The organism is Paracoccus salsus, assembly GCF_021556615.1.
Taxonomy (GTDB): domain Bacteria; phylum Pseudomonadota; class Alphaproteobacteria; order Rhodobacterales; family Rhodobacteraceae; genus Paracoccus; species Paracoccus salsus.
Genome location: NZ_JAKGGD010000003.1, coordinates 523,624 through 535,761 on the forward strand (window position 1 = coordinate 523,624; position 12,138 = coordinate 535,761).

Annotated in this window: 11 protein-coding genes; 4 read left to right on the plus strand and 7 right to left on the minus strand. The window is 65.5% G+C overall.

Annotation, left to right across the window (positions count from 1 at the left end; genetic code table 11):
- Positions 1 to 85: 85 nt before the first annotated feature.
- From lptB to L1965_RS09215, 5 genes are all read right to left on the minus strand, one after another.
- A complete protein-coding gene (lptB, locus tag L1965_RS09195; protein WP_235756107.1) occupies positions 86 to 835 on the minus strand; it encodes an LPS export ABC transporter ATP-binding protein in 750 nt (249 codons plus the stop codon).
- The gene (gene lptA / locus L1965_RS09200) at positions 835 to 1,311 is read right to left on the minus strand and encodes a lipopolysaccharide transport periplasmic protein LptA (RefSeq protein WP_235756108.1); all 477 of its coding nucleotides are present in this window, start codon (positions 1,309 to 1,311) and stop codon (positions 835 to 837) included. Before lptA ends, lptB begins: the two co-directional genes overlap by 1 nt.
- 19 nt (positions 1,312 to 1,330) lie before the next feature.
- The gene (locus tag L1965_RS09205) at positions 1,331 to 1,927 is read right to left on the minus strand and encodes a hypothetical protein (RefSeq protein ID WP_235756109.1); all 597 of its coding nucleotides are present in this window, start codon (positions 1,925 to 1,927) and stop codon (positions 1,331 to 1,333) included.
- 4 nt (positions 1,928 to 1,931) lie between these two features.
- Positions 1,932 to 2,822 carry a KpsF/GutQ family sugar-phosphate isomerase gene (locus L1965_RS09210; protein ID WP_235756152.1) on the minus strand — a complete coding sequence of 297 codons (891 nt, stop codon included), beginning with the start codon at positions 2,820 to 2,822 and terminating at the stop codon, positions 1,932 to 1,934.
- A gap of 127 nt (positions 2,823 to 2,949) precedes the next feature.
- Positions 2,950 to 3,564: a ribonuclease D gene (locus tag L1965_RS09215; RefSeq protein ID WP_235756110.1), complete on the minus strand. Its 615-nt coding sequence runs from the start codon at positions 3,562 to 3,564 to the stop codon at positions 2,950 to 2,952.
- A gap of 392 nt (positions 3,565 to 3,956) precedes the next feature.
- Between L1965_RS09215 and fahA the strand changes: the two genes are divergently transcribed.
- Positions 3,957 to 5,174 (plus strand): fumarylacetoacetase, encoded by a 1,218-nt coding sequence (fahA, locus tag L1965_RS09220; protein WP_235756111.1) that lies wholly within the window; start codon positions 3,957 to 3,959, stop codon positions 5,172 to 5,174.
- Positions 5,175 to 5,292: 118 nt separating this feature from the next.
- On the opposite strand, the gene L1965_RS09225 is transcribed toward fahA, so the two are convergent.
- Entirely contained in the window at positions 5,293 to 5,718 is a 426-nt protein-coding gene (locus L1965_RS09225; RefSeq protein WP_235756112.1) for a MarR family winged helix-turn-helix transcriptional regulator, read from the minus strand.
- A 142-nt stretch (positions 5,719 to 5,860) separates the two neighbouring features.
- On the opposite strand from L1965_RS09225, the gene hmgA reads away from it, so the two are divergent.
- The 3 genes from hmgA (at position 5,861) to L1965_RS09240 (ending at position 10,478) form a co-directional block, all read left to right on the plus strand.
- Positions 5,861 to 7,228, plus strand: a complete 1,368-nt coding sequence (hmgA, locus tag L1965_RS09230) for a homogentisate 1,2-dioxygenase (RefSeq protein ID WP_235756113.1) — start codon at positions 5,861 to 5,863, stop codon at positions 7,226 to 7,228.
- Between the two features lie 236 nt (positions 7,229 to 7,464).
- On the plus strand, positions 7,465 to 9,141 hold the full coding sequence (locus tag L1965_RS09235; protein WP_235756114.1) for a thiamine pyrophosphate-dependent enzyme: 1,677 nt from the start codon (positions 7,465 to 7,467) through the stop codon (positions 9,139 to 9,141).
- A 131-nt stretch (positions 9,142 to 9,272) separates the two neighbouring features.
- A complete protein-coding gene (locus L1965_RS09240; RefSeq protein WP_235756115.1) occupies positions 9,273 to 10,478 on the plus strand; it encodes an NAD(P)/FAD-dependent oxidoreductase in 1,206 nt (401 codons plus the stop codon).
- Between the two features lie 29 nt (positions 10,479 to 10,507).
- On the opposite strand, the gene L1965_RS09245 is transcribed toward L1965_RS09240, so the two are convergent.
- Positions 10,508 to 12,138: acyl-CoA synthetase (locus tag L1965_RS09245; RefSeq protein ID WP_235756116.1), on the minus strand; the 1,631-nt coding region annotated here is incomplete at its 5' end.

Below are 12,138 nucleotides of genomic sequence, written 5' to 3' on the forward strand. Positions count from 1 at the left end.
GGAATCAATTTGGTGACAGCCGATCGGTTCTGTCAACGGGGCGCAGGATGCCATGACGAAGTTTCGCGAGGATTGCCAAGGCCGTTCACACCATCCTGAAGCCTTCGCCCAGATAGACCTCGCGGACCTTGGGGTCTGCGACGATCTCGGCGGTGGTGCCGGACATCAGCACATGACCGTCATGCAGGATATAGGCGCGGTCCACGATCCCCAGCGTTTCCCGCACGTTGTGGTCGGTGATCAGCACGCCAATGCCGCGCGACTTCAGGTCATGCACCAGTTCGCGGATTTCGCCGACCGCGATCGGATCGACCCCCGCGAAGGGTTCGTCCAGCAACAGAAAGCTGGGAGCCGAGGCAAGGCAGCGCGCGATCTCGACCCGGCGGCGCTCGCCGCCCGACAAGGCCAGCGCGGGTGCGCCCCGCAGATGCGTGATCGAGAAGTCGCCCAGCAATTCCTCCAGCCGGTCGCGACGGTGGCGCGGATCGTCCAGGGCGACCTCCAGCACGGCCATGATGTTCTGTTCGACCGTCAGGCCGCGAAAGATCGACATCTCTTGCGGCAGATAGCCGATGCCCATCCGCGCCCGCCGGAACATCGGCAGCCGGGTGGCGTCCTTGCCGTCGATCATGACCTGCCCGGCATCCGGCGGCACCAGACCGGCGATGCAGTAGAAGCAGGTGGTCTTGCCCGACCCGTTCGGCCCCAGCAGCGCCACCACCTCGCCGCGCGCCAGCGAAACCGAGACATCATGGATGACCGGCCGCTTGCGATAGGATTTGCGCAGGCCCCGCACCCAAAGCCCGTCGCCCGGCCTGTCCGTCTCGTGCCGCATCAGTTGCCGCCAGGCTGCAGGACAGACCGGACGCGACCATCGACGGTCGCGCTGCCCGAGGCCAGATCGACGACCATCCGGTCACCGGTCAGCGCGTTCCGGCCCTGGGTCAGGACCACGTCACCGGTCAGCGTGACATTGCCCGATTCGACGTCATAGACAGCCTCGCGCGCCTCGGCGGCATCGGCGCCGGACACCAGCGTGACGCCACCTTCGGCGCGCAGCGACCGGATACGGCTTTGCCCGCCCTCGGCATAAAGGACGGTGACCTTGTCGGCAGAAAGCCGCATCTCGCCCTGACCAATCACGACATTTCCCGTGAAGACGGCGCTGCCATCGGCCTGGTCGACGGCCAGACGATCAGCGGCGACCTCGACCGGGGCCGAGATATCCGCCTTGACGCCACCGAAGCCGATATCCTGTGCGGCCGCGGGCGCGGCCGCAAGCAGCAGGGCGATCGTCAGGGGGCGCAGCATGGCGGGCTCCTTCAGTGACTCATGGCTGGTATATCAGACGGACACCGCCTGAGAAGTTCAATACGGTCGAGCCGCCCGTCCCGGCTTCGCCCTCGACGCCACCTTGCGGCAGCAGTTGCATCTCTTGGGCCGTGATCCGGCCGAACGGCGCGGCAGCCGAAACCCCGTCGCGAGCGGCAATGAGGGATCGGTCGGTGGCCGCGTCGATCTGTGGCGCTTCAAGCGTCCAGCCCGACGAGGTCGCCATCCGAACCCCGCCCCGCAGCCCGATCACGCCTTCGGCGACCCGGGCATCCGGCGCGGTCAGTTCGGCCTCCAGCCCGTCTGGCCGCCGCCATGTCAGCTGCAGGTCGCGAGCGCTCTCGCGACCATCCGCGTCGGTCAGCGCCGCATCGCGGGCGCGCAGCAACAGCTCGGCCCCGTCGCTGGTCACACCCGAAAAGCGCGGCGCGACGATGCGCGGCTCGCGGGCCATCTGCTCGGCATCGACCTCGGCATAGGGAATCTGCGGCTCGGTCGCGGGCTTGCGCGAAAAGAGGAACATGGTCGACAGGATCGCCAGCGCCAGCAGGGGCAGAAGCACGCGCAGCCATCTGACGACACGGGTGCGGTTCACGGGTTCAGACCATCCCGGCACGCAGGCAGTCATGGACATGCAGAATGCCCCGCGGCATGCCGTCTTCGACCGCGAACAGACAGGTGATCTTGCGCTCCTGCATCTCGGCCAGGGCGGCCTCGGCCAGCGCCTCTGGCCGGATCACCCGCGGATCGCGGGTCATCACCTCCGAGGCGGTATGATCCAGCAACCCCTGCATGTGACGGCGCAGGTCGCCATCGGTGATGATGCCGCTCAGATGTCCCTCGATATCGGTCACGCCGGTCACGCCATAGCCCTTCTGGCTTATCACCAGCAGGGCTTCGCTCATCGGCGCGCCTTCCGCCACAAGCGGCATGTCGGGATGCATCAGGTCGGCGACCTTGGACAGCCGCGCGCCCAGCTTGCCGCCCGGATGGAAGGTGCGGAAATGCTCGGCCGTGAAGCTGCGATGCTCCATCAACGCGATCGCCAGCGCATCGCCAAGCGCCAGCGTCATCGTGGTCGAGGTGGTGGGCACGATGCCGTTGCCGCATGCCTCCTCGGCAGCGGGCAGCACCAACGCCACATCGGACTGCCGCAGCAGCGTGGATTCGGGCCGGGATGCGACGCCGATCAGCGGGATATGAAAGCGTCGCGTATGGGCGACCAGATCGGCCAGCTCGGGCGTCTCGCCGCTGTTCGAAAGAACCAGCGCGACATCGGATTGCGTGACCATCCCCAGATCGCCGTGGCTGGCCTCGGCCGGATGCACGAACTGCGCGGGCGTGCCGGTCGAGGCCAGCGTCGCCGCGATCTTGCGGGCGATATGTCCGGACTTGCCCATGCCGGACACGATGACGCGTCCCTGCGCCGCCAGGATCGCATCCACCGCCTGCTGGAATTCCGGTCCCAGCCCGTCGGCCAAAGCCGCCATGCCCCGCGCTTCGGTCAGGATCACGCGCCTTGCCGTCTCGATATAGTCGTTCAAACCGTCTGCCTTTGCGTTGGTGAAACTATCCTCGCGGGGCCCGGGAGGCAGACGGCCCCCCGGCCGCTTCGATCTAGTGACTGAAGATGTCGTTTTCATCCCCCCAGCCCAGCAGGTCCAGATGGGCCCGGGCCGGAAGATAGTCGAAACAGGCTTGTGCCAGCCCGAGCCGGTTCTCGCGCTTCAGTCGCTCTTCCAGGGCCAGCTTCAGCCTGTGCAGGTGCAGCACATCCGACGCGGCGTATTCCAGCTGCGCGTCGGTCAGATCCGCGGCGCCCCAGTCACTGGTCTGCTGCTGCTTGCTGACATCGACGCCGACCAGTTCGCTCAGCAGGTATTTCAGGCCGTGCCGGTCCGTAAAGGTCCGGATCAGCTTCGATGCGATCTTGGTGCACCACACCGGAGACGTCACGACCCCGAAACAGTTTTCCAGCGCGGCGATGTCGAAACGTCCGAAATGGAACAGCTTCAGCACCTTCGCGTCGGTCAGCAATTTGCACAGATTCGGGGCCTCGGTCTGGCCACGCTCGATCTGGACCAGATGCGCGTCGCCATCCCCGGACGACAACTGCACCAGACACAGCCGGTCGCGGCGCGGATCAAGCCCCATCGTCTCGGTGTCTATGGCCACGACCGGACCAAGATTCAGGTCGTCGGGAAGGTCATTTGGATAAAGATGGATGCTCATCTGGGATTCTACTGTTGCTGGCTTGTGCCCTCTCTGACCAGAAACAGGCGGCGTGGTCCAGTTTTATCCCGCATCCGACCCTGTCCGGCAGCACCAGCTGTCAGCAGAGCTGAGCCGATCTGGGGCAGCAAGGCTTGAAGCGTCCATTCGAGAGCCGTCGAAAACGCATCGGCCAAAGGCCGGGGATGCGTTTGCATCGCGCGCGGGAAAACGGGCTGCGGACCTCGCCTGTTTGCCGCCAAGTCGAGCCCGTAGGGCCGGTGCCGGTCGGCGTGCGGCGGCGCGGGCAATTTCGTTGCAAAAGTAACGATTATTCTTGCATAGGAAGCAATATCTGGTATCCGTGCCGTCGCGGCAAGATGCCGCAAACCACCGACCACGGGAGGCCTGTGATGCCGGCGGCTCCGACACCGTTGCGCAGCTGGATTGCGGCTGCGAACGACGCGGCCTGCGACTTTCCGATCCAGAACCTGCCCTATGGCGTGTTCTCGGTCGGCGGCGGGCCGCGGCGCTGCGGCGTGGCGATCGGCGACATGATCGTTGACCTTGCGGCCTGCGAGGCGCGTGGCCTGCTGAATGCGGGCGGCACGTTTGCAGCGCCTCGGCTGAATGACTTCATCGCGCTTGGCCGGGCCAGATGGGACCAGATCCGCAGCCGCCTGACCCAGCTTCTGGCCGAGGATGGCGACCATTCGCTGCCCCTGGTGGCGATGGCGGATACGACGCTGCACTTGCCGATCCGGGTGACCGAGTTCACGGATTTCTACGCCTCCAGGAATCACGCCTACAATGTCGGCGTGCTGTTCCGCGGCCCGGAAAACGCGCTGCCGCCGCAATGGACGCATATGCCGATCGGCTATAACGGCCGGGCCTCGTCGGTCGTGGTCTCGGGCACCGACATCCGTCGGCCGATGGGTCAGGTCAGGGGTGAGGCCGGCCCGGAATGGACCGCCTGCCGACGGCTCGACCTTGAACTGGAACTGGCCGCCATCGTCGGCGCCGACAGCCGGATGGGTGAGCGCGTCGGCGTCGAGGCGGCCGAGCAGATGATCTTCGGCTACACCCTTCTTAACGACTGGTCCGCGCGCGACATCCAGGCCTGGGAATATCAGCCGCTGGGGCCGTTCCAGTCCAAGGCCCTGGCCACCACCATCGGCCCCTGGATCGTCACGCAGGCCGCGCTGGAGCCATTCCGCAGCGGCGGCGCGCCGCGCGACAACGACATCCTGGCCTATCTGCGCGAGGAACGCCCCGGATTTTACGATCTGAACCTCGGCTGGACCATGAACGGCCAGCAGATGTGCCGGACGAACTACAACGTGATGTATTGGTCCAGCGCCCAGCAACTGGCCCATCATGCCGTGTCGGGCTGCCCGATGCGGGTCGGCGATCTGCTGGGATCGGGGACGATTTCAGGGCCCTCGCGGGATCAGATGGGTGCCCTGCTTGAAATGACCGGGAACGGGAAATCCACGGTAACCGTCAACGGCGAGACGCGGACCTTCATCGAGGACGGCGACGAGATCGGGCTGTTCGGCTTTGCCCAGGGCCAAGGCTACCGCATCGGCTTCGGACCCTGCACGGGCAGGATCCTGCCGGCGAATGGCTGACCATGCCGAACCGGATCGTGCTGCATGAATGCCGGCGGTGGTCGGCGTCACAGGCTGGGTGCGGCGCGCGCCTGCCGTTGGCCCGCAAGCCGGAATCGCGGGCGATCACGCCGGATCGTCATCTCGGGGCGTCGATCAACCGCTCCAGCGCGGCCTGAAGCCGGGGCCCGTCTTCGCCCAGATCGGCCAACAGTTCGGCCTGGAAGGCATCCGCGATCCTGCCCAGCCGCTCCATCAGCGCCCGACCGTCGCGGGTCAGCTGCAGCGCAACCAGCCGCCGATCGCGGTCATGGCCGGATTTGCACACCATCCCTGCCCCTTCAAGCCGCGAGGCGGCGCGGCTGACCACCGACTTGTCCAGGTTCACACGGGCATGGATGTCGCGCACGCTGACCGCGCCGGAATGGGCCAGATGCGCCAGCACCCGCCATTCGGGGATCGTCAAGCCCGCCTCGGCCTCGTAGAGGGCGGCAAACCGGCGACTGGTCTGCGCGGCGGCCACCGACAGGCGATAGGGCAGGAACTGGTCCAGGTGGAACGTCATGGGAACTCCTTCCCGACCAGATCAGCAAGTTTTCGTTGCGGATGCAACAATAAACTGCGCCGGCCCTTGCTGCTTGACATCGTTGCATACGCAACGATATTGTCATTGCAAACGCAATGAACCGCCGGCTGAAGGAAATCCCATGACCACCCAGGACCTGCCCACGGGAATGACCCGCGCGACCGACATGTTCGGAACGGCCGCCGGCTACATGCCGGGCTTCGGCAACGATTTCGAGACCGAGGCCTTGCCCGGCGCGCTGCCGCAGGGCCAGAACAGCCCGCAGAAATGCAATTACGGACTGTATGCGGAACAGTTGTCCGGGACGGCCTTCACTGCGCCGCGCGGCCAGAACGAGCGGACCTGGTGTTACCGCATCAGGCCATCGGTCCAGCACACCGGGCGCTTTCGGCCCATCGATGTTCCCTACTGGAAGACAGCGCCGAACATCCTGCCGAACGTGACCAGCCTTGGCCAGTATCGGTGGGACCCTGTGCCGATGCCGGCGGCGGATGCAGATCTGACCTGGCTCACCGGCATGCGCACGATGACCACGGCAGGCGATGTGAACATCCAGGTCGGCATGGCCAGCCACATCTATCTGGTCACCCGATCCATGCAGGACGAGTATTTCTTCTCGGCCGACAGCGAATTGCTGGTGGTCCCGCAGGAAGGCCGCCTGCGCTTCGTGACAGAGCTGGGCGTGATCGACCTTGAACCCAAGGAGATCGCCATCATCCCGCGCGGTCTGGTTTATCGGGTCGAGATCCTTGAGGGACCGGCCCGCGGCTTCGTGTGCGAGAATTATGGCCAGAAGTTCGATCTGCCGGGCCGTGGCCCGATCGGCGCCAACTGCATGGCCAATCCGCGCGACTTCAAGTGCCCGGTCGCGGCCTTCGAGGATCGCGAGACCCCCTCGCGCGTGGTCATCAAGTGGTGCGGCCAGTTCCACGAGACCCATATCGACCACAGCCCGCTGGACGTGGTCGCGTGGCACGGCAATTACTGCGCCTACAAATACGATCTGCGCAGCTATTCCCCGGTCGGCGCGATCCTGTTCGACCACCCGGACCCATCGATCTTCACCGTGCTGACCGCGCCGTCAGGACAGGAGGGCACCGCGAATATCGACTTCGTGCTGTTTCGCGAACGCTGGATGGTCGCCGAGCATTCCTTCCGCCCGCCCTGGTATCACAAGAACATCATGTCCGAATTGATGGGCAACATCTACGGCATCTATGACGCCAAGCCGCAGGGCTTTGCGCCCGGCGGCACCAGCCTTCACAACTGCATGCTGCCCCACGGTCCGGACCGCAACGCCTTCGAGGGCGCCAGCAACGCAGAGTTGCGGCCCGAAAAGCTGGACCAGACCATGTCCTTCATGTTCGAGACACGTTTTCCACAGCACCTGACCGAATTCGCTGCCAAGGAGGCGCCGATGCAGCAGGAATACATCGAGGTCTGGAACCAGCTTGAGAAGAAGTTCGACGGAACGCCCGGGATCAAGTGACCCGGATCCGGGACGCGACGACGGCCCCCGCGGCCAGGGCCCGTGCCAGACCCGGTCCGGCGTTCCCGACGCGCCCCGCCTCGCCCACCGGCGGCGCGCGCCGGGCGATGCGACCCGAAGATCGGTCGCGGCGCCTTGCGAACGACAGCCAGAAGTGGTGATGCTGAGGCAGGCCACAGCGCGACCGCCACAGCGCGGCGCGACGTGAAAAGCCAGGCTGGAGACGAAACGACAAGATGCGCAATGGCGGGCAATTGCTGGTGGAAAGCCTGGTGGCACTTGGGGCCACGAAAAGCTTCGGCATTCCGGGCGAAAGCTATCTTGCGGTCCTGGACGCTCTTCACGACACGCGCGGCAAGCTGGATTTCGTGCTGTGCCGCCACGAGGGCGGGGCAGCCTTCATGGCGGCGGCGTGGGGCAAGCTGACCGGCAGTCCCGGCATCTGCCTTGTGACCCGCGGGCCGGGCGTCACCAATGCCTCGATCGGCATCCATACCGCAATGCAGGACAGCGCCCCGATGCTGGTCTTCGTCGGTCAGGTCGGCACCGACATGAGGGGGCGCGAGGCATTCCAGGAAATCGACTACCGGGCCGTCTTCGGGACCATGGCCAAATGGGCGGTCGAAATCGACGACGTCACCCGGATTCCGGAACTCGTCGCCCGGGCATGGAACACCGCGACGACCGGCCGACCCGGACCCGTGGTCATCGCCCTGCCCGAAGACATGCTGACGGCCCTGACCGGCACCGCGCCGCTGTCCGCCGCGTCCGAAATCGCCGCGCCGGCCCCTGCCCCGGCCGCGCTTGAAAGGGCGGGCGCGATTCTGGCCGGCGCCCGGCGTCCGCTGTTGCTGCTGGGCGGCTGCAACTGGACCGCCGAGGGTCGCGCCGCGCTGCAGGACTTTGCGGAAGCGTCGAACATCCCGACCGTGGCCGCCTTCCGCTATCAGGACCAGTTCGACAATTTCTCGCCCGTCTTTTGCGGCGAGGCGGGCGTGGGCATGCCGGCCCATGTCAAGGCCCTGATCCGCGAGGCCGATGTGATCCTTGCGGTCAATATCCGCTTTGGCGAGATGACGACCGATGGCTACACGCTGATGTCGGTGCCGGTGCCCGCCCAGACGCTGATCCATGTCCACGGCTCGGATATGGAGATCGGCAAGATCTACCAGCCGGCTCTTGGCATTCACGCGGGACCCAACAGCTTCGCCGCCGCGATCCGGCCGGTCAGTGGCGACTGGGACGACTGGCGCGCCAGAGGTCGTGCCGCCTATCAGCAGGGCTTCGATCTGCCGGACCTGCCCTCGCCCGTCGATATGGGAAAGGTCTGCGCCTATCTGCGCGATCGCCTGCCCGACGACGCGATCGTGACCAACGGTGCGGGGAACTTTGCCGTCTGGCCCAACAAGTTCCTCAGATTCGGCCCAAGAGCCCGGCTTCTGGCGCCGCAATCGGGTGCGATGGGTTACGGCGTGCCGGCCGCGATCGCAGCGCGGCTTGCCTGCCCCGGGCGGACCGTCGTGTGTTTTGCCGGCGACGGGGATTTCCAGATGACCAGCACGGAACTGGCGACAGCCTCGCAGCACGATGCGCAGCCGATCATCCTGATCCTGAACAACGGCATCTACGGCACCATCCGTGCCCATCAGGAACGCCACTATCCGACCCGCGTCTCGGGCACGACGATGGCCGGGAACCCCGACTTCGTGGCGCTTGGCCGGGCCTACGGCTTTCACGCGGAACGGGTCGAGCGAACGTCCGATTTCGCGCCGGCCTTCGAACGCGCGCTGGCGTCAGGAACCGGCGCGCTGCTTGACCTGGCCATCTCGCCCGAGGCCCTGACGCCGCGCCAGACCCTGACGCAGATGCGCGAGGCGGCTCTGGCCGCAAGGGAGACGACACATGCGCCGTGATCGCGGCATCCGCCGTCGCGCTTTTCGAGGGTGCGATTGATCCGCCAGGTGCGATCCCCGTCGCGGGTTGGCCAGCCACCGAAAAGGAGCCGCCTTGGGTCTTTCGCGCCGGTCGGAGAAAGAGGAACGAGATGCAGGGCAGCTATGACGTCGTGATCGTGGGCGGGGCCGTCATCGGTTCGGCGGTGGCCTATTACCTGACGGCGAATCCCGATTTCGACGGCTCGGTTCTGGTGGTCGAGCGTGACCCCAGCTATGCGCGCGCCTCGACCGCGCTGTCGGCGTCGTCGATCAGGACCCAGTTCTCGAATCCGATCAATGTCAGGATCAGCCAGTATGGATCCCAGGTGATCCGGAACTTCGGTGAAATGATGCAGGTCGAGGGCGACAGGCCGGATCTGAACTTCCATGCCGGCGGCTACCTGTTTCTGGCCAGCCAACCCCATCAGGTCCGCACTTTGCGGGAAAATCACCAGGTCCAGCGCAGCTGCGACGCCGACGTGGTGTTGTGGACGCGCGAGGAACTGGCCGATGCCTTTCCCCACATGCGCGTCGAGGACATCGAACTGGCGTCATACGGGCGATCCGGCGAGGGCTGGTTCAACAACACCGGCCTGATGCACGGCTTCCGGAACAAGGCGCGCGCGCAGGGCGCTGTGTATGTCACCGACGAGGTGACGGCCATCGGCCGCACCGGCGGCCGGGTGGACCGTGTCACACTGAAATCCGGGCAGGTCATCGGCGCGGGGACCATCGTCAATGCGTCGGGTCCGCGCGCCGCGCTGACCGCGCGCATGGCGGGGATCGAGATCCCCGTCGAACCGCGCAAGCGCACTGTTTTCGTGTTCGATTGCGCGGCGTCCCCCCAGGGCACCGCGCGGATCAATCAGGGACGGCTTCCCCTGATGATCGACCCGTCAGGCGTCTATTGCCGCCCGGAAGGCAAGTTCTTTCTGGCCGGTTGTGTTCCGCTCCAAGACCCGGCGGTCGATTGGGACGACTTCGAACCGCGACATGACGAATTCGACGAGGTGATCTGGCCGGCACTGGCCGAACGGTCCCGGTATTTCGAGGCGATCAAGGTGGTGAACCAGTGGGCAGGGCACTATGCGTTCAACACGCTCGATCACAACATGGTCGTCGGCCGCCACCCCGAGGTCAGGAACCTTGTCTTCGCCAACGGCTTCTCGGGTCATGGCCTGCAGCAGGGTCCCGCGACAGGACGCGGCGTGTCCGAACTGATCATCTATGACGGCTTCCGCACGCTTGACCTGTCCGAACTGGGGTTCGAACGGATCATCGAAGGACGTCCCTTCCTCGAAAGCTCCGTGATCTGATCCGGGCACGCGACCCCGCCTTCATGCCGTCACGTTGCCATGGACCTTGCCTGTTCGCGCAGAACGAATTTCTGGATCTTTCCGGTCGAGGTTCTCGGGATCGGTGCGAAGACGAACTTGCCGGGCACCTTGTAGGCCGCGAGATGGTCGCGGCACCATGCGCGCAGCAGATCGGCGTCGGCTGTCTGGCCATCTGCAAGCTCGACGAAGGCACAGGGCGTCTCGCCCCATTTCTCATGCGGCATCGCGACAACGGCGGCGACGGCGACGGCGGGATGACGGTACAGCGTTTCCTCGACCTCGATCGACGAGATGTTTTCGCCGCCCGAGATGATGACGTCCTTGGACCTGTCCTTGAGTTGCAGGTAACCGTCCGGATGCACCACGCCCAGATCGCCGGAATGGAACCAGCCGCCGGCGAACGCCTCCTGCGTGGCGGCCGGATTGCGGAAATACCCCTTCATCACGACGTTGCCACGGAACATCACCTCGCCCATCGTCTGGCCGTCCCGCGGCACCGGAGTCATGGTTTCGGGGTCGAGCACTTCAAGTTGCTCAAGCGGCAGATAGCGCACGCCCTGCCGGGATTTCAGCCTGGCCTGCTCTGCCTCGGGCAGATCCGACCAGTCGGCATGCCATTCGTTGACCACGGACGGACCGTAGGTTTCGGTCAGGCCGTAGAGATGTGTGACCTCGAAACCCGCGGTCTTCATGTCCGCCAGCAGCTTCTCGGGCGGGGGCGCGGCGGCGGTGAAGAACTGCACGCCATGATCCAGCTTGCGCTTGACCTCGTCGGGGGCCGAAATCATCAGCGACATCACGATCGGAGCCCCGCACAGATGCGTCACGCCGGCCTCGTCCAGCGCCTTCCAGATCGGCTCGGCCCGCACCTGGCGCAGGCAGACATGCGTGCCGACGATCGCCGACAGCGTCCAGGGAAAGCACCAGCCGTTGCAGTGGAACATCGGCAGCGTCCACAGATAGACCGCGTGTTTCGCCATCGATGTTGTCAGCGCATTGCCCTGCGCCAGCAGATAGGCGCCGCGGTGATGCGAGACGACGCCCTTGGGATCGCCGGTCGTCCCCGATGTGTAGTTGATCGAAATCGCGTCCCATTCGTCCTCGGGCATCAGCCAGGTGAAATCGGGATCGCCGGCGGACAGGAACGCCTCGTAATCCGTCGCCTCGGACAGGGTGAGCGCGCCGCCGAACTCCGGGTCGTCATACTGGATCAGGACGGGCGACACGGTGGCAATCGCAAGCGCCTCCTGCATCAACGGCATGAATTCCCGGTCCACGATCACCACGCGGGCCATGGCGTGATCCAGCTGGAAGGCGATGATCGACGCATCCAGCCGGGTGTTGATCGAATGCAGCACCGCGCCGCACATCGGGACGCCGTAATGGCATTCCAGCATCGCCGGCGTGTTCGCCAGCAACACCGAGACGGTGTCGCCGCGGCCGATTCCGTCGCGTGACAGGGACGACGCCAGTTGCCGCGAGCGGCTGTAGAACGCGGCATAGCTGCGACGCAGATCGCCGTGAACGATCGCGGTGTGATCGGGGAAGACGTTTGCGGCGCGTTCGAGGAAGTTGAGGGGGGTGAGGGGCTGGAAGTTTGCGGGGTTGCGGTCGAGATCGGTGTTGTAGGGGTTCTGCG